The 17,063-nt window shown below is 71.0% G+C and carries 13 protein-coding genes; 8 read left to right on the forward strand and 5 right to left on the reverse strand.

Annotation, left to right across the window (positions count from 1 at the left end):
- Positions 1 to 95: 95 nt before the first annotated feature.
- Positions 96 to 413, reverse strand: coding sequence for a hypothetical protein (locus tag ACPA54_RS21975; RefSeq protein ID WP_423532328.1), 318 nt, complete (start codon positions 411 to 413; stop codon positions 96 to 98).
- A gap of 136 nt (positions 414 to 549) precedes the next feature.
- On the opposite strand from ACPA54_RS21975, the gene ACPA54_RS21980 reads away from it, so the two are divergent.
- The 3 genes from ACPA54_RS21980 to ACPA54_RS21990 all read left to right on the forward strand — a co-directional run bounded on the left by ACPA54_RS21980 (position 550) and on the right by ACPA54_RS21990 (position 4,359).
- Positions 550 to 1,401: a 3-hydroxyacyl-CoA dehydrogenase family protein gene (locus ACPA54_RS21980; RefSeq protein ID WP_423532330.1), complete on the forward strand. Its 852-nt coding sequence runs from the start codon at positions 550 to 552 to the stop codon at positions 1,399 to 1,401.
- Between the two features lie 303 nt (positions 1,402 to 1,704).
- Positions 1,705 to 2,010: an STAS domain-containing protein gene (locus ACPA54_RS21985; protein ID WP_423532332.1), complete on the forward strand. Its 306-nt coding sequence runs from the start codon at positions 1,705 to 1,707 to the stop codon at positions 2,008 to 2,010.
- Between the two features lie 366 nt (positions 2,011 to 2,376).
- Positions 2,377 to 4,359 carry a protein meaA gene (locus ACPA54_RS21990; protein WP_423532674.1) on the forward strand — a complete coding sequence of 661 codons (1,983 nt, stop codon included), beginning with the start codon at positions 2,377 to 2,379 and terminating at the stop codon, positions 4,357 to 4,359.
- A gap of 178 nt (positions 4,360 to 4,537) precedes the next feature.
- On the opposite strand, the gene ACPA54_RS21995 is transcribed toward ACPA54_RS21990, so the two are convergent.
- Together ACPA54_RS21995 and ACPA54_RS22000 are read right to left on the reverse strand one after the other, a co-directional pair.
- The gene (locus ACPA54_RS21995; RefSeq protein WP_423532334.1) at positions 4,538 to 7,528 is read right to left on the reverse strand and encodes a LamG-like jellyroll fold domain-containing protein; all 2,991 of its coding nucleotides are present in this window, start codon (positions 7,526 to 7,528) and stop codon (positions 4,538 to 4,540) included.
- Between the two features lie 753 nt (positions 7,529 to 8,281).
- Positions 8,282 to 8,770 carry a hypothetical protein gene (locus ACPA54_RS22000; RefSeq protein ID WP_423532336.1) on the reverse strand — a complete coding sequence of 163 codons (489 nt, stop codon included), beginning with the start codon at positions 8,768 to 8,770 and terminating at the stop codon, positions 8,282 to 8,284.
- A 502-nt stretch (positions 8,771 to 9,272) separates the two neighbouring features.
- On the opposite strand from ACPA54_RS22000, the gene ACPA54_RS22005 reads away from it, so the two are divergent.
- The 4 genes from ACPA54_RS22005 to ACPA54_RS22020 all read left to right on the forward strand — a co-directional run bounded on the left by ACPA54_RS22005 (position 9,273) and on the right by ACPA54_RS22020 (position 14,729).
- The gene (locus ACPA54_RS22005; protein WP_423532338.1) at positions 9,273 to 11,348 is read left to right on the forward strand and encodes a hypothetical protein; all 2,076 of its coding nucleotides are present in this window, start codon (positions 9,273 to 9,275) and stop codon (positions 11,346 to 11,348) included.
- A gap of 108 nt (positions 11,349 to 11,456) precedes the next feature.
- Positions 11,457 to 11,897 carry a hypothetical protein gene (locus ACPA54_RS22010; RefSeq protein ID WP_423532340.1) on the forward strand — a complete coding sequence of 147 codons (441 nt, stop codon included), beginning with the start codon at positions 11,457 to 11,459 and terminating at the stop codon, positions 11,895 to 11,897.
- 10 nt (positions 11,898 to 11,907) lie between these two features.
- Positions 11,908 to 13,422 carry a hypothetical protein gene (locus ACPA54_RS22015; RefSeq protein ID WP_423532342.1) on the forward strand — a complete coding sequence of 505 codons (1,515 nt, stop codon included), beginning with the start codon at positions 11,908 to 11,910 and terminating at the stop codon, positions 13,420 to 13,422.
- Positions 13,423 to 13,445: 23 nt separating this feature from the next.
- On the forward strand, positions 13,446 to 14,729 hold the full coding sequence (locus tag ACPA54_RS22020) for a S8 family serine peptidase (protein WP_423532344.1): 1,284 nt from the start codon (positions 13,446 to 13,448) through the stop codon (positions 14,727 to 14,729).
- A 10-nt stretch (positions 14,730 to 14,739) separates the two neighbouring features.
- Here ACPA54_RS22020 and ACPA54_RS22025 read toward each other — a convergent pair whose 3' ends face one another.
- Both ACPA54_RS22025 and nucS read right to left on the reverse strand, forming a co-directional pair.
- Complete coding sequence (locus ACPA54_RS22025) at positions 14,740 to 15,339, reverse strand: SH3 domain-containing protein (protein WP_423532346.1); 600 nt, start codon at positions 15,337 to 15,339, stop codon at positions 14,740 to 14,742.
- Between the two features lie 149 nt (positions 15,340 to 15,488).
- A complete protein-coding gene (gene nucS, locus ACPA54_RS22030; protein WP_345673118.1) occupies positions 15,489 to 16,148 on the reverse strand; it encodes an endonuclease NucS in 660 nt (219 codons plus the stop codon).
- Positions 16,149 to 16,610: 462 nt separating this feature from the next.
- Here nucS and ACPA54_RS22035 point away from each other — a divergent pair, with 462 nt between their 5' ends.
- Positions 16,611 to 17,003, forward strand: coding sequence for an SCO5389 family protein (locus ACPA54_RS22035; RefSeq protein ID WP_345673122.1), 393 nt, complete (start codon positions 16,611 to 16,613; stop codon positions 17,001 to 17,003).
- Positions 17,004 to 17,063 lie beyond the last annotated feature (60 nt).

Here is a 17,063-nt window from a genome sequence, read left to right on the forward strand (position 1 = left end):
GTCGTGGATCATGCTAGGCATTCGAGGCTCGCCCGCCCGACGCGTCGCGCGGAACGCCCTATCCCGCGCGGTGGATGCCGCGGGAAGGCGGAAACTCAGCTCCGGTGGCGTTCCAGCGCCGACCTCGCGGCCTCCTCGTCGGGTGGCCAGACCATGAGGCGAAGGCCTTCGGTGGTGTCGACCAGGGTGCAGCGGATTCCGTCGGCGACCAGCACCTGGCAGAGGCGGCGTCCGGCGGCCCGGTCGGCGGGCTCGGCGATCGCGACCAGCAGGCCGTAGTCGTCGGGTGTGCTTTGCCGTGGGACACGCGCGACGAGCGAATGCCCGCGCGAGAACGTCCAGCGCAGCATGGCCGCGAGGACGGCCACCACGGCGAACCCGACCAGCGGCGTGAGCAGGTACGAACGGTCCATTTCGCCTCCCCTCCCAGGGTGCCCCAGGGGGTGTATACGGGACCAGCGGCAGGGGCCGATCGAGTGGCCGTTACTCTCGCGACAGGTATCGCATGTACGAGCGCATGTACGTGAACGTGTACGAGAGAGGTTCGACGTGACGAAGAAGATCGCAGTGATCGGTGCCGGGCTGATGGGCGCCGGCATCGCGCAGGTGTCCGCCCAGAACGGCTACGAGGTGACCCTGCGGGACGTGACCGACGCCGCGCTGGAGCGGGCGAAGTCGGGCATCAGCGCGTCGTACGAGAAGTTCGTCGCCAAGGGCAGGATGTCCGCGGAGGACGCCGAGGCGGCCCTCGCGCGCCTGACCGTCACGACCGACCTGGACGCGGTCGCCGACGCGGACCTCGTCGTCGAGGCCGTGTTCGAGAAGATCGAGGTCAAGCAGGAGGTGTTCCGGCAGCTCGACGCCGTCGCCAAGGACGGCGCGGTATTGGCTTCCAACACCTCGGCGCTGCCGATCACCCAGATCGCCGCGGTCACGTCGCGTCCGGAGTTCGTCGTCGGCACGCACTTCTTCTCCCCGGTCCCGCTCATGCAGCTGTGCGAACTGGTGCGCGGCTACAAGACGTCCGACGAGACGCTGGCCGTGGCCCGCACGTTCGCCGAGAACGTCGGCAAGACCTGCATCGTGGTGAACCGGGACGTCGCCGGCTTCGTCACCACGCGCCTGATCACCGCGCTGACCACCGAGGCCGTGCGCCTGTACGAGGCGGGCGTGGCGACGGCGGAGGACATCGACATCGCGTGCAAGCTCGGCTTCGGCCACGCGATGGGCCCGCTCGCGACGATCGACCTCACCGGCGTCGACATCATGCGGAACGCCACGAGCAACATCTACGACGAGACCAAGGACGAGAAGTTCGCGGCCCCCGAGCTGCTGAACCGCATGGTCACGGCGGGGGACCTGGGCCGGAAGAGCGGCAAGGGCTTCTACTCGTACGAGTGATCCGAGCGACGTTCGGGTGATCCGGGGGGCCCTGCGGATTCGCGGGCGGCCGACGGGGCACAACGGCGTCGGGAGGCGGAGCGTGCGTGATGAGACGTACGCGACAGGTGGTGCGCAGCCGGTCCGGGAATGATCCCGGACCGGCTGTTGTCGCTCGAAGGGGTGGTTTTCCTCAAGGAATCGGAGCAATCGGGAACTCCGGTGGTCTGATGGGCACTCTCTGACGCAAAGGCCTGACGTGCACGCCCGGCGGCCAGGCGCCAGCAGAGGCCCGACGGGCCGCTCCCACCCGGAGGAGGCGACATGCATGTCTGGGGCGACGACCACGAGCTGTATCTGCGCGGGGCGTTGGACGTGCACACGGCCGCCGATGTCCGCCAGCGCGTGCACACCGCGGTCGACCGCGGTGTGGGGGACTTCGTCCTCGACGTGTCCGAGGTCGAGATCCTCGACGCGACCGGGCTCGGGCTGCTCGTCGCCATACACCGCCGCGCCGGCCGCCGGGAGCGGCGCTTCGTGCTGCGCGGGGTGACACCCCCGGTGCACCGCATTCTGGTGATCACCAAACTGCACCGGATCCTGGCGCTGGAAGGGGCGGTCGCCGCCTGACCCGGCCCGGTCCGCCAAGGCGGGCAGGGGTGTCCGCTGCGCGCCGGAATGACACGGTGTCAGCCGGATGGCGGAACCCGTGGCGGGTTGTGGCGTGACACACCCTCCCCACTGCTATTACCCGTCAGTACACTCCGAGGTAAGCAGGGCCGCGCGCTGGTGCGGCGTACGCCGGACCCTTCGGACGTGGTGCGCGGATCGCGGATCCCGCCACGACCACCGGGCCGGCAGTCGTCGTGGCCGTGCCGGCCCGGAACCCTCCGGAGGTCTCCCGTGGCGAGCCAGACGCCCTCAGCTCAGCCTTCCCCTTCTTCCCCTTCTTCTCAGTCGCCCGCCGAGCGGCCGCAGCGCGACCGTCCGTGGGTGATGCGCACGTACGCCGGCCACTCCTCGCCCGCCGAGTCGAACGCCCTGTACCGCCGCAACCTGGCCAAGGGCCAGACCGGCCTGTCGGTGGCGTTCGACCTGCCGACGCAGACCGGCTACGACCCGGACCACGAGCTGGCCCGCGGCGAGGTCGGCAAGGTCGGCGTGCCGGTGTCGCACATCGGCGACATGCGGCAGCTCTTCGACGGGATTCCGTTGGAGGGCATGAACACGTCGATGACCATCAACGCGGTGGCGCTGTGGATGCTCGCGCTCTACCAGGTCGCGGCGGAGGAGCAGGGCGCGGACATCGCCAAGCTCAACGGGACGACGCAGAACGACATCATCAAGGAGTACCTGTCGCGGGGGACGTACGTCTTCCCGCCCGGGCCGTCGCTGAAGCTGATCACCGACACCGTCGCGTACACGGTCGCCAACATTCCCAAGTGGAACCCGATAAACATCTGCTCGTACCACCTGCAGGAGGCCGGTGCGACGCCGGTGCAGGAGATCGCGTACGCGATGTGCACGGCGATCGCGGTGCTGGACGCGGTGCGGGACAGCGGGCAGGTGCCGCCGGAGCGCATGGGCGACGTCGTCGCGCGGATCTCGTTCTTCGTGAACGCGGGCGTGCGGTTCGTCGAAGAGATGTGCAAGATGCGCGCGTTCGTCGAGCTGTGGGACGAGCTGACGCGCGAGCGGTACGGGGTGACCGATGCGAAGCAGCGGCGGTTCCGGTACGGCGTGCAGGTCAACTCGCTGGGCCTGACCGAGGCGCAGCCGGAGAACAACGTCCAGCGGATCGTGCTGGAGATGCTCGCGGTGACGCTGTCGAAGGACGCGCGGGCGCGTGCCGTGCAGCTTCCGGCGTGGAACGAGGCGCTCGGGCTGCCGCGGCCGTGGGACCAGCAGTGGTCGCTGCGGATCCAGCAGGTGCTTGCCTACGAGTCGGACCTGCTGGAGTACGACGACATCTTCACCGGGTCGGTGGTCGTCGAGCGCAAGGTCGCCGAGCTGATCGCGGGCGCGAAGGAAGAGATCGACCGGGTCCAGGCGATGGGCGGCGCGGTCGCCGCGATCGAGTCCGGCTACATGAAGTCGCAGCTGGTGGCGTCGCACGCGGCGCGGCGGGCGCGGATCGAAGCCGGCCTGGAGACCGTGGTCGGCGTCAACAAGTTCGACACGACCGAGCCGAACCCGCTGACGGCGGACCTGGACACGGCGATCTTCGTGCCGGACGCGGCGGTCGAGGCGTCCGCCTCGGCGGCGGTGCGGGCGTGGCGTGCCGGGCGCGACCAGGCCGCGGTCGACGCGTCGCTGGACCGGCTGCGGGTCGACGCGCGGGCGTGGAAGTCGGCGGGGACGAACGCCGCGGTCAACCTGATGCCCGCGACGCTGGAGTGCGTGCGGGCCGGGGTGACGACGGGGGAGTGGGCCGGGGCGCTCCGCGAGGAGTTCGGCGAGTACCGGGCGCCGACCGGGGTGTCGGGCGTCGTGGGCGTGCAGGAAGGCGGCGCGGAACTGACCGCGGTGCGGGAGTCCGTGCGGGCGACCGGTGAGGAACTCGGCGGACGGCTGCGGCTGCTGGTCGGGAAGCCGGGCCTGGACGGGCACTCGAACGGTGCGGAGCAGATCGCGGTGCGGGCGCGCGACGTCGGCTTCGAGGTGGTGTACCAGGGCATCCGGCTGACCCCGGCGCAGATCGTGGCGGCGGCGGTCGAGGAGGACGTGCACTGCGTGGGACTGTCGATCCTGTCGGGGTCGCACTTGGAACTGATCCCGGACGTGCTCGCGCGGATGCGGGACGCGGGGTTGGACGACGTGCCGGTCGTGGTCGGCGGGATCATTCCGGCGGCGGACGAGCAGGCGCTGCTGGCGCAGGGAGTGGCGGCGGTGTTCACGCCGAAGGACTTCGGGATCACCGAGATCATGGGGCGGATCGTGGGGGAGATCCGGAAGGCCAACGGGTTGCCGGTGGAGTGAGGCCGACCTGGGCCGACCCCGCCCGGGTTGTGGACGACGCGGGGACTGTGGACAGCCGGTTGCAGGCTCTGCGCTGGGTTCGGAAGGCTTTTGGCAAGGGGATCCCCCTTGGCCGGTGCGATGATCACACCGGCCAAGGGGGATCTTTGGCGTCCGGTCAGGGCGCTGCGTTCCGGGCTCAGATCGCCGTGTTCATATCCGTGGCAATCTCCGCCGCGCTCAATGCCCGGCTGTAGATCCGTACTTCGTCGATCTGCCCGCTGAAGTACTCCCCCCACACCGCATTCCCGCCGATCCGCAGCGGGTCGCTCCCCGCCGCGATCGTCCCGGTCTGCGCGCGCGAGCCGACCTGCACGCCGTTCACGAAGAACTTCAGCGTCGCGCCGTCGTACGTCACCGCGATATGCGACCACACGTTGACCGGCAGGTTCCCCGTCGCCCCGATCCCCTGGTCGTCGGCGCCGATGCGGATGTAACCCGCCGCGAAGTCGTCGCCGCCCGCGTACAACCCGTACGACAGTCCGCCGCTGCGTTCCTTCAGGATCACGTTGCGCCAGCCGCTCACCGTGGTCGGCTTGACCCACGCCTCCAGGGTCATCTTCGTGGTCAGCGTCTGCGAGGCCGTGTTCGGCACGGTCACCATCGAGCTGGTCCCGTTGAACGTCATCGCCTGCCCGAACTTGCCGGCGCCCCACGCCGCGTTCGCCGCGGTGCCGTTGTTGCCGTTGCCCGACGCGTCCGCGACGGCCGTGCCGCTGCCCGCGTTGAACCCGTACGCCGCCACGAGCCCGCTCGGCGCGGCGACCTCCTGGTAGACCGCGGTCAACGTCGTGGCCGTCGCGGGTGCGGTGATGTTGTGCGACTGCGCACCGCCGTCCGACCACGAAACGAACTGGTAGGTCTTCCCGTTGAGCGTCTGCGGCGACGGCGCCGCGATGGACCCTGTGCCGCCGACGATCAGCGTCTTCGTCACCGGGCCGGCCTGCTGGGTCTGGTTGAACCCGAGCGTCAGTCCGGGCGGCGAGCTGGTGAGCGTGATGTCGGCGGTCTTCGGGTCGAGCCGCACCGACGCGGTGCTGGTCAGGCCTCCGGAGTCCTGTGCGGTCAGCCGGACTTCGAGCCACGACGGGTACTCGTGGTCGACCGCCGTGAACGTCCCGCTCGCCACCCCGTCGAGTGCGGTGATGACGTGCTCGTGGCAGGCGCTCGGCGTCGTGCAGTGGTGCATGATCAGCTGCCAGTGCAGGTTCGCCGCCGGAAGGGTGCCGTCCTGCGGGTCGGTGGCGTGGCCGCCGAACGGGATCGGATCGCCGACCTTCCACGTCAGCGTGGCCGCCGGGGTGTCGATGACCGCCGTCGGCGGCGCGTTGCCCGCGACGATCGTGGTCTCCGCCGTGCCGGTCAGGCCCGTCGGGTCGGTCACGGTCAGCTGCGGATGGTAGGTGCCGGGCGCCGAGTAGGTCCAGGTGGCCGTGGGCGTCGTGGCGTCGGTGGTGCCGTTGCGGTCGAAGTCCCACGCATAGCCGAGCGTTTGTCCGGCGTCCGGGTCGCTGGACGCGGTGCCGTCGAAGGCGACGGTCAGCGGCACGGTGCCGTTCGTCGGCGTCGCGGTCAGGCGCGCCGTCGGACGGTTGCCGGTGTAGTGCAGGCGGGCGACGCGGCCGCCTTCGAGGTCGACGTAGTAGATGTCGCCGTCCGGGCCGGTCTTCAGCTGCACTGGGTTCACGTTGGACGCGAAGACGCTGATCTTGGTCGGGTCGGGAAGGCCGTTGGCGTCCGGCGCCATCGTCCAGATGCAGCGGCGGCTGTGATCCGCGAAGAACAGCGACTTCTGGTACTGCGACGGGTAGTTGGTCGCGGGGGAGAAGGCGATCCCGCTGATTGCGGAGCCGTTCGCGGTCGGGCAGCCGTCGTTCGCGGCAACCGCGGCGCCGTGGTTGTAGGTGTAGTACGGGGCCTTCACGGCACCGGCGCCCTGCGCGTACAGGGACGTGCACAGATTCAGGCTGTTCGACTCGTAGCCGCCCTGGCGCGCGTTGCCTTCGTAGCAGGGCCAGCCGAAGTTGGTCGCGGACGACGTGGTGGTGATCCGGTCGACCTCCTCCCAGGTCGACCAGCCGACGTCGCCGACCCACAGCTCGCTCGTGCCCGGGCGGAAGCCGATGCGGAACGGGTTGCGCATGCCGTACGCGACGATCCGGCGCGCATTCGCGTCGCTGCTGCTCGCGAACGGGTTGCCTGGCGCGCCCTGGCCGGTGGCCGGGTCGATGCGGATGACCGAGCCGTTGAGCGCGGTCGGGTCGCCGGTGGTGCGCACGTCCTGCGCGCGCAGGGCGCCGCCCTCCGCGGTGGGCGCGGTCAGCGCGGTGCCGACCGGCGAGGGGGCGTCACCGCACGGGTTCGCCGGGATCGGATCCTTGCCGGCGATCGGGCCGCTGGCGCCGGTCTGGCCGTAGTCCGCCCAGTCGAAGCTGGCGCCGTCGCCCGCGGAGGCGTAGAGGTAGCCGTCGGGGCCGAAGGCGAGGGAGCCGGTGGAGTGCGACGGGAACTGCTGGCACCAGTCGGTGATCAGCACCTGCTCCGGCCCGGCGGTGTTGCCGGTGGCGGTGAGCTTGGACAGGCGGCCGGTGACGACGCAGCCGTAGGTCTGCGGGCCGGGCGGGTTGGGGCAGCCGTCCGCGTCGGCACCGGCGGTGCCCCAGTAAGGGGCGGACTTGCCGGGCGGGGCGTCGTAGGCGTACAGCACGTAGACGGACGGGTCGGCGGGGAAGTTCGGCGCGAGGGCCATGCCGAGGAGGCCGCGGTCCCAGTAGTTGTGCACTTGGGTGCGCAGGTCGGCGAAGACCGTGGGAGTGGTGGCGGAGGTGCTCGCGAAGACCTTGATGATGCCGGACTTCTCGGCGACGAAAACCCGCCCGTCGGAGGCGAACTCGACGTCGACCGGAGAGCTGAGCCCGGAGAACACGGTCTGGTCCTGGAACGAGGCCGGAACGGTGCCGGCCGCGGCGGCTTGGGCTTGTGCCGGTCCTGACGCAGCTGCTGACGCCGGTCCGGCGGCGCCGGCGACGGACGGGGCGGACGCGAGCGTGAGCGCGGTGAGCAGCGCGGCGCCCGCGGCGATCAGCCTGCGGGCGCGAGTGGGCGTGCGGAATCGGGTGGTGCCGGTCATGGAGCCCCCCTGGGCATGTACCGGTACGGATGCGGTGCGCGGTTCGTCGGACGGCCGCCGGGCCGGGTGGCCGCGGGCGCGGTGTGCGAGTGCGGTGTGCGCGAATCCGGTGTACCCCCGAGCCGCGGGGGACACATGGGGAGAACGATAGGTCTGCCCGGGTATTGGTCGGGATCGCTTTGCCTTAAAGAAGACTGATGATCCGTTAGGGAACTGCGGGGCGCCCGGCGCTTTGCGGCGGTATACCGGGATATGCAGCGGACGAGTGGCGTCGTGCGGGTTGGGGGCGTTGTGGAGAGTGGGCGAAGGTTTGGTCTCGACCACAGCCGTCTCCTCCACGGCAATGGCACGCTGGGGTGGTGTGGCGACCGGAGGTGCGGCGCGGCACACTGATCATCCACATCCGGGCCGTACTCCCTGGTACGGCTGGTGCAGCGGGGGCGGATGCGCCGATGGCGACGGGGACCGAAGGAGACGCATGAACGCAACCCCGCGGGATGTCGCGGACGAGCCGCCGACACCGCAGGGCCGCGCCGGCACCGCGACGGGCACGAGCGGGGGACCGGGGAAGACCGGGACCGCGGGCGCCGCAGGCGCCTTGGGCGCCCCCGGGCCCGCAGGTGCACCGGGAGAGGCCGCGAACGCGGCCCGGACGCCGGTGCCGGACACCGAAGTCCGTGGCGGACACGAGGCGCATGACGAGACATCGGGCCGACCGGCGCGCGACGCGCCCGGCCGGACCGCGGCGGAGCGCTACGCCGCCGCACCGCCGCTGCCGCGGCGCAGGCCCGCCCGGTCGACCGAGTCGGCACGTGACGACCACGCGACCGCACGGCCCGGGGCCGCACCCCGGGGCGGCGAGAACGGCGCGGGCGGGGCGAGTTGGTTCGGCGGCGCTCCGGCGGAGGCCACGACCGAGGCAGGGGCCGGGGCTGCTGCGGCTGCCCCGTCCGGGGGCTTGAGCGGGACACCCGCGGCGGCGGCCGGTGCGGCCGCGGCCGACGCCGTGTCCGACGGGGCATCCGCGGCGGCGGACCGGGAACGGGCGGCCGAGGAGGCCCGCCGGATGCGCGAGGCCCGCGCGGCCCGCGGTGCGGCGGAGTGGGCCCGGGTCATCGACGAGGCGTTCGAGGACGCGGTGGTGCCGGAGTACGGCGGCGCGTCGGCGGACGGCACCGCGGGCGGCGGAGATGGGGAGGAGGCCTCGTCGGAGGTCTCGGCGACGTCGTTTCTGGTGGACATCTTCGGCCCCGCGGCCGGAGAGGGCGACCGCGGGGCCGCGAAGGCTGCGGACGCTTCCGGGGCTTCCGGCACTTCCGGGGCTTCCGGCACTTCTGGGTCGTCCAAGGATGCGCAGGCTTCGGAGGATCCGGAGACCGAGGTCGGGACGGTGCCCGGTGGTGCGTCGGGGTTCGCCGAGGACTTCGACGCGGGGTTTGATGCGGCGTTCGAGGCCGGGGTCGGTGTCTCGGGCAGGAGCGGCAGCGCGAGCGGGAACGGGGCCGCGGGTAAAGGCGGAGTTGAGGCGGAGGGGAAGAGCAAGGGGAAGTCGGGGAGCGGGGGTTCGGTCGGGGTCGGGGTCGGGTTCCAGGACGCGGCTGCCGGTGCGTCGGCCGGTGCTGATGCCGGTGTCCGTGCGGGTGTCCGCGCGGGTGTCGGTACGGGTGTTGGTGCTGTGCCGGGGGCCGCGGACGGGTTTGGCGGGGTGGGGTTGCCTGGGACGGGCGCCGGGGCAGGTGTTGGCGTGGGTGCCGCGGGTGTCGGTGGTGGCGGGGTGTCGTCCACCGCGCCAGGGCCGACGACGCTGACGCAGGTCGCGGTCGGACACCACCTGCTGACCGTCGGCGGGCCCGACGGTACCGAGGCGGTGCCGTTGCCCGCCTCGTCGCGGCCGTTGCCGCGGCGGCGTGCGGCCGCCCGGCGGCCTTCGGGGTACCCCCCGTTGGGGCGGCAGGCGGAGATTGCGGAAGTGCGGGGGCTGCTGGGGCGCGGTACGTCCGTACGTATCGGCGGTCCCGCGGGCATCGGCCGCAGCACGCTGCTCAAGCACTTGGCGTCGGGTGACGCGGCCGGTGCGCCCGACGGCGTGGTCGTCCTCGACGGGTACCGCAGCGGGCTGGACGACCTGCTCCAGCAGTTCCACGACGCGTGCTTCGAGGCGGAGGCGTACCGTCCGACCCGTGAGGCGCTCGGCGAACTGCTGGGCGGTGTCGCGGCGTTGATCGTCATCGACGACCTCGACCTGCGGCCGGACGAGATGACCGAACTACTGGCCATCGCGCCCGAGTGCGTGTTCCTCGTATCGGCGCCGTCACCGGCTCCCGCCCCCGACGGGACCCCCGCTCCCGCGACTACGGCCTTCGGGGGCGAACTTTCCCGGGCCGAATCCCCGTTCCACGAGATCATGCTGGGCGGGCTGCCGCAGGATGCGGCGTTCGACCTGCTGAACCGCGTCGTCGGCCGCGAACTCGACGACGAGGAACTGGCGTGGGCGGCAGCGTTGTGGTTCGAAGTCGACGGCCACCCGGGCCGGTTCGCGCAGGCCGGGGCGCTGCTCGCCCGGCTCGGCACGGCGGTCGCGCGCGACGAGTACGACACCCTGCCGGAACTCCCGTCGCCGGGTGAGCCGCAGCTGTTCGTGCCGCGGCTGGTGCCGCTGCTGTCCCGTCCGGCGCAACAGGTCCTGCGGTTGGGCGCGGCGCTCGGCGGCGTCCTTCCCGACCCGGCGCACCTGCCGGCGCTCACCGGCGCCAACGGCGCGCACAGCGCGGCGAACGAACTCGTCGAGGCGGGGCTGGTCGTCGTCGAGAACGGCCGGTACCGGCTGGCGGGCGGTGTCGCCGACGAGGCCGCGGGGCAGATGCGGGGACCGTCGTCGTGGGCGGTCGCGGCGATCCAGCACTTCACGTGGTGGGTGTCGCATCCGACGGTCACGCCCGCGGAGATCGCGGAGGAAGCCGACGTCGTCCTGGCGTGCATGCGCGAGGTCGAGCGGCTGGGCAAGTCCAGCTCGGTACGCGTGCTCGCGCGGGCGGCAGCCCCCGCGTTCGCCACCGCCCTGCGGTTCGAGGCGTGGCGGGCGACGCTCCTGCTCGGCAGCTCCGCCTCCGCGGCCACCGGCGCGGTGGCCGACCAGGCGTGGTTCCACCACGAGTTGGCGATCCTGGCGCTGTGTACCGGGGAGAACGCGAAGGCGCGGGAAGAGGCGTCCACGGCTTCCCGGCTGCGGGACGCGGGGGACAAACGGGGGTTGGCGGCCGACCGCCGGATCCTCGTTCTCGCCGGCGAACGGCCCGGCACGTTCGGTGCCGAAGCGGGCGTCGTGCAGCGGCGCGTCACCATGGCGGGCAAGCGCGGCGTGCTGACGCTGGCGGCGGCGGGCGTCCTGGTGGTGACCCTCGCCGTGGTCGTCGCCATCGGCAGCGACGACCCGAGCGGCGGCGGCAACCCGAGCAACACGTCCGTCAGCGTGACCAACGGCGTCCCGGCGGTCGGCGGCGACCCGGCGGCGCCGGGCGCGCCTGGGTCGTCGAACGCGCCCGGGACATCGGGTACACCGTCGGCCACACGCGCGACGACGACGGCGACGGCTACGTCCACGGCGACGAAGAGCGCCACGTCGACGAAGTCGGCGTCGGCCACGTCGACCAAGGGGAACACGCAGGTGGCGCCGCCGCCGGGGACGGGAGAGTCGCCGGGGTCGCCGGGGAATCCGCCGCCGTCGCCGGCCACATCAAGGCCGTCGTCGCCCACCAACGAGCCGTCGACACAGACCACGAAACCGACGGGCGAACCGTCGTCGCCCGCGTCCACGTCCTGACCGCAGTCCGCTTCGCGGCGGTGCGAACCGTTACATGGCACGACGTGACGGATAGACTCGCACCGCCGCACCAAGCGGTTGTGAGCTTCCACGGGGGAGGCGCGGACGATGGGCCAGTTGTTGCCGGAAGACAAGGCAGCACTCGACCAGATGACGGTCGACTTGGAGTCGCTGCGGACGTTCGAGCGCGAAGTGCAGGCCGTACTGGCGGATATGAGCGGTGGGGACGTCTCGCTCAAGAACCCGGTGGCGGGCGCCGTTTCGATGAAGGACTTCGGCCAGGACTTCGAGGAAGTCCCGGCCGTTGCGGTGCTGCTGGCATTCACCGAGATGCGGATCTCGGACCTGGCCGACAAGCTGCACCAGCACATCGAGGCCATGGCACTGACGGTGAAGATGGCCAGTGACTCGACGGCGGCGGCGGAAGAGAGCAATCGCCATCGGATGGCGAAGATGCTGTACGACCTCGGGCTGCGGCCGGCGGACGGGGCTCCGGCGGCGGCTGCCGACGGGGCGCCGACTAAGCCTTCGAACGCCCAGGTCGGCTGAGGGGGCGGACGTGGCCACGAACGTCGACGGACTGTCCCACCCCGAAATCCACCACATGGTCCAGCCCGTGAACGCGGACCGGGTCATGGTGGCGGCGGACCGGATCCGCACAGCCGCTGCCCGAATCAAGGAGGCCGCCGATCGGGTGCTGGCCAAACCAGGCCAGATCGTCTGGCAAGGCAAGGCGGCGGACACCTTCCGCACGTGGAACGAGCAAGTGGCCAAGGCAGGCCAGGACACCGCGTTCTACACGGACATGGTGGGCATGCACCTGGGCATCCTGGGCAGCGAACTCGCGGACGCGATGGCCCGCATGCCCGTGGTGCCGCAGCAGGCCATGGACAAGCTCGAGGTGCTGAGCAAGGCCGACCCGACGGTGCTTGCGCAGGTCGACCCCGACACCGGGAAGACCGGCGAGGTGCTGAAGACCGAGCTGAAGGCGACGGTCGAGGAAGCCCACCAAGCGGCGTTGTCCCAGATGCGGAACATCGTCATGGTGTATCAGTCGGGGATCGCCAACATCGGGGGTTTGTCGGTTCCGGGGTTTCCGCCGCCAGGGAATCCCTTCGGATATGAACCGAGCCCCGAGGACGTCGGTGCAGCGACCGGTGTGGCCGCCGCAACCGCAGCCGGCCTGCTGGCAGCTCATCCAGATGCGGGCACAGGTGCTCCTCCCCACGCCGAAACGCTGATCCAAGGCGCGGCTTCCCGGACCCAGGCGATGTGGCCGGGGACACCGGGTGGAGCGGTGCCCCAGGTGGTGACCACCGACCATCAGGTGGGCTTCACGCCCGGTGGCCGTCCGGCCAACGCGCCTGGGTCAAGCCCTCTCCCGGACACCACACTCTCTGGTGGCTCACAGGTGCAGCCGAACGTGACCGCGCCTGGATCGTCTCCGCCAGGCGGTTTGGGACAGGGCGATCCGCAAGGCATGCGCCCTAGTTGGGGCGGAGGCCCGGTCTTAGGCAGGCCAGCCGCGGGTATGAGCGAGCGCCAGCAGAGTGCCCCGAGCCGGAGTGGCACCGCGGGTCTGCGTGGCGAGGAAGTCAGCGGCGGAATCTCTCGGCTCGCGAAGCCGGGCGAATCAGGTGGGCTGGGCACGCCGATGCGTGGCGGTATGCCGATGGGGGGTGCACCCGGAGCACCCGGCGGGATGCCTGCAGGTGGTGGTGGACCGCGTGGCGGCCGCGTCGGAGGAGGAGCACGACCTGTCGGCATGCCCGGCGGGATCGTCGGAGGTCGGCCGTCGTCGTCCGAAGGCAATGCGGGACGCGCGGCGTTCTCGCCCGGCGGATCAGGGTTGCGCGCCGATCGGGCGGAGACGGTGGGACGCGCCGGGGGCGGCACGCGGGCGGAGCCGGGGAGTGCAGGGCGAAATAGTCGCGTGGGGCCCATGGGCGGTGGCCAGGGCCCGAACGATTCTGAACCCGGGCGGCGGCGGGCGCGACGTCCCGATTACCTGCAAGCAGACGAAGACGATTGGGACGGTCGCGGACCTGGTGCCGTCCCGCCGGTCATCGGATGACTTCGAACAGAGGACTGCGGCACGTGAGCTTCTCTCCGCTGCGCTTGCTGCGTTGCGTTGTTGTGCTCGTCATGGTGAGCGTGCTCGTGGCAGTGGCGGGCCCGGCGCATGCGACGGAACCGATTCGTCCCATGCAGTGGTACCTGGACGCCTGGAAGATCGACGAAGTGTGGAAGATCTCGCGGGGACAGGGCATCACGGTTGCTTTGATCGACAGTGGTGTTAACGCCGATCATGCGGACCTGCGTGGCCAAGTGCTCCCCTCAGCGAAAGAGGGCGACAGCGACACCCAGGGCAAGGGCCACGGCACGTCGATGGCGGCCCTGATCGCAGGTACGGGCAAAGGCGTTGCCGGGCAAGGCGTTTACGGCATCGCACCCGAAGCCAAGGTCCTGCCCTATCAAGTGCCTTTCAACATGGGCGTCCTGGGCATGGGCGCCATGATCGACGCGATCAATGCGGCGGCCGAATCGTCCGCAAAGATCATCAACGTCTCCATGGGAAGTGCCGCCGATCCGGGCTTGGCCCAAGCCATTGCTCTTGCGCAGAGTCGCGGAAAACTGGTCATCGCAGGTGTTGGGAACCTGGAAACGCCGGTCTCCGGCGGTCGGGCCTACCCCGCGGCCTACCCCGGTGTTCTCGGTGTCAGCTCCTTCGACCGCAGCGGGACGTTTTGGAGCGGGAGCTACCAGGGAGACTGGGTCTCGATCTCGGCGCCCGGCGTCGACATCGTCAGTGCGTGCAACGGCCCCACCGGCTACTGCAAGGGCAGCGGTACCTCCAACTCCACCGCCCTGGCCTCCGGTGTAGCCGCGCTGGTCTGGTCCCAGCACCCGGACTGGACGGCCAACCAGGTCATCAAGGTCCTGATCGACTCGGCGAACAAGCCCTCCGACGGATCCGGTCTCGACAACATGCTCGGCTACGGCGGCATCAGCCCCCGCCGCGCGCTTGGCTGGACCGGCGATCCGGGCCCGCCGGACGTCAATCCGCTCGTGGGCAAGCGCGGGGACCCTCCGGCGGCCCCAGCCTCGGCCTCGGCCTCGCCGTCCGCCGCACCCTCGGCGGTCTCTGCCGCCCCGGCTCCGGCGGATTCCCCCGCCCCCGCCCAAGCCGCGCCAAGCAACAGCGGCGGAAGCTCGATCAACCTCATCGCCACCGGAGCGATCATCGGCGGCGTGATCGTTATCGCCGCCCTCACCGTCGTGGTGCTCCGCGGTCGTCGCCGGCCGCCGCCCGCGGCGCCGGGCGCCGGCGGCGAAGTGCCCTACGCCTACTACCCTCCACCGCCGTCGCGGGAGCCGTGACGGCCGGGGTTCAGCACGCTTCCACGAGTTCCGTCGTCAGGGATTGGGTGGCCACCCACTCGTCGGGGATGTATCCGACCTTGCCTTCGCTGGTCCGGACCTTGTCCCACAGTTTCGACGCGCGGCCGTTCATGCCGTAGATCGAGGGGCCCTCGGTGTGGCAGATCAGGGTGACTTCGGTGTCGTACGGGAGGTTCTCCAGGATCCGGCCGTCGGTGTCCGGCTTCTCGCGCAGGAACAGGGCGCGTTGCTGGCGGGTGTAGCCGGTGGTGCCGCTCGGGGAGTGCTTGGTGGTCGCGCCGGGCTTGGCGGCGTTGCCGCCGCCGGAGGGCTGCGGGTTGGGGGTGCGGTCGGCCTGCTCGGCCGGAGTGGCGTCGGAACTCGCGCTGGGGGAGGCCGAGTTGGCGGCGGACTTGGCGGCGGACTTGGCGGGGGTGCCGCCGTTCTTGGACGTGAGTACCAGGATGATCACCACCACCGCCAGCACCAAGGCGACCGCCAGCCCCTTGGAGACGCGCAGGCCGCGGATGCCGGGAGCCGCCTCGCCCTCACCCTTGCGCCGCAATTGCTCGCGGAGCCAGTCGAGTGCGGAAGGCGCGTCGTCCGCCACGGGATGCCTCCTGATCGGCTGCGGGGTCGGCCTCTAGGTCCGCCACCAGGCTACCTATCCGAACCGCATCCAGCCGGGGCAAACCCGTTGACGCGCCGAAAGGTTGGTACGGCGCGCGGACTGCACTCCAGCCCGCGCCCCGGCCTCCGTCAGAACAGCTTGAGCTTGTCGTCTTCCACGCCGCGCAGCGCGTCGTAGTCCAGGACGACGCAGCCGATGCCGCGGTCGGTGGCCAGCACCTTGGCCTGCGGCTTGATCTCCTGTGCGGCGAAGATGCCGCGGACCGGGGCGAGCAGCGGGTCGCGGTTGAGCAGCTCCAGGTAGCGGGTGAGCTGCTCGACGCCGTCGATCTCGCCGCGGCGCTTGATCTCCACGGCGACGGTGGCGCCGTCCGAGTCCCGGCACAGGATGTCGACGGGGCCGATCGCGGTCGGGTATTCGCGGCGGACGAGGGTCCACCCGGCCCCGAGCGTGGTGATGCGGTCGGCGAGCAGTTCCTGGAGGTGGGCTTCGACGCCGTCCTTGACCAGGCCGGGGTCGACACCCAGCTCGTGGGACGAGTCGTGGATGGTCTCTTCGATCGAGATGATGAGCTTCTCGCCGGCCTTGTTGACGACCGTCCAGGTGCCGTCCTCTTCCTTGAGGCTGCACGGCGGACTCATCCAGTTCAGCGGTTTGTACGCCCGGTCGTCCGCGTGGATGCTGACGCTCCCGTCGGCCTTGACCATGATGAGCCGCAGCGCAGAGGGCAGGTGAGCGGAGAGCCGCCCGGCATAGTCGACGGTGCAGCGGGCGATGACAAGACGCATGACGCCCAGCCTAACGGCCCCCACCGACACCGACTGCCGCCCCCGCGGCCCGGCCGGGGTCGGCCGGGGTCGGGCGGGGCAGGGCGGGGCAGGGCTGGCTGTGACGCTCGTCATGTCGGTACAGCGCTGCGTCGCTTTCGGTCGCGTCCGAGGAGATCTCGTTCGTCAGTTGGTCGAGCCGCTGGGAGATCCGCGGAAACGACGGCGTGGTCGTCGGAAACCTCCCCCGTGGGGTTTGCGGTGAACATCGCGCGGGGCGCGATGGCTGCAGGCCAGCAGGTCGCGTCATGGCCAACCCGCCAATCCGGAGAGAGTGTTTGGCGGGATTGGGTCGGTCTTGATCGGGAGTGCGTGATCTGGCCTGGTTCTCCTGTGAGGGCTGGCCTACGGTGAGTCAGGTCGGAGCACATGCACGGTTGCCGACCGGGCGGCGGGGTCGTCCGGGGGAGAGGAGCTGAGGTCGTGTCGCTTGATGTCTCGCCGGAGTTGTTGGCCCAGGCGGAAGCCGGGGAAGTGGACGAGGCCGCGTTCGTGGAGTGCATTCGGACGTCGTTGCCGTACGCATGGGAGATGGTCGCCGAGTTGGTCGTTCGGCTCGACGTGGACGGTGGGGAGTTCGCGGACAATCAGGTGCCGCCGCCGGACGAGCAGGCGCGTGGGCAGCTGCTGCGGGCCATGGCGAGTGACGCGATCCGGGGTGCGTTGGAGCGGCACCACGGGGTGAAGCTCGCGTTCCAGAACTGCCACCGGGTGGGGGTGTTCCCGGCCGGGACGGAGGACTCCGCGCGGTACCGCGCGTTCACGTCCGTACGCGGGCAACTGCTCAACCAGTCACCGCTGTTGCGCGACTGCTGAGCAAGGCGGCTGCACGGAACGCGTGAGGCGCGTCGCCAACTGAATGCTCGTCAATGACAT

Origin of the sequence: Uniformispora flossi, assembly GCF_049534875.1 — a bacterium.
Taxonomy (GTDB): Bacteria; Actinomycetota; Actinomycetes; order Streptomycetales; family Streptomycetaceae; genus Yinghuangia; species Yinghuangia aomiensis.

What these genes read in the sequence shown, in the direction of transcription:
- ACPA54_RS21995 (WP_423532334.1), bottom strand. Translation starts at nt 7,528, where the DNA reads ATGACCGGCACCACCCGATTCCGCACGCCCACTCGCGCCCGCAGGCTG.
- ACPA54_RS22010 (WP_423532340.1), top strand. Translation starts at nt 11,457, where the DNA reads ATGGGCCAGTTGTTGCCGGAAGACAAGGCAGCACTCGACCAGATGACG.
- ACPA54_RS21975 (WP_423532328.1), bottom strand. Translation starts at nt 413, where the DNA reads ATGGACCGTTCGTACCTGCTCACGCCGCTGGTCGGGTTCGCCGTGGTG.
- ACPA54_RS21990 (WP_423532674.1), top strand. Translation starts at nt 2,377, where the DNA reads ATGCGCACGTACGCCGGCCACTCCTCGCCCGCCGAGTCGAACGCCCTG.
- ACPA54_RS21985 (WP_423532332.1), top strand. Translation starts at nt 1,705, where the DNA reads ATGCATGTCTGGGGCGACGACCACGAGCTGTATCTGCGCGGGGCGTTG.
- ACPA54_RS22000 (WP_423532336.1), bottom strand. Translation starts at nt 8,770, where the DNA reads ATGTCCACCAGAAACGACGTCGCCGAGACCTCCGACGAGGCCTCCTCC.
- nucS (WP_345673118.1), bottom strand. Translation starts at nt 16,148, where the DNA reads ATGCGTCTTGTCATCGCCCGCTGCACCGTCGACTATGCCGGGCGGCTC.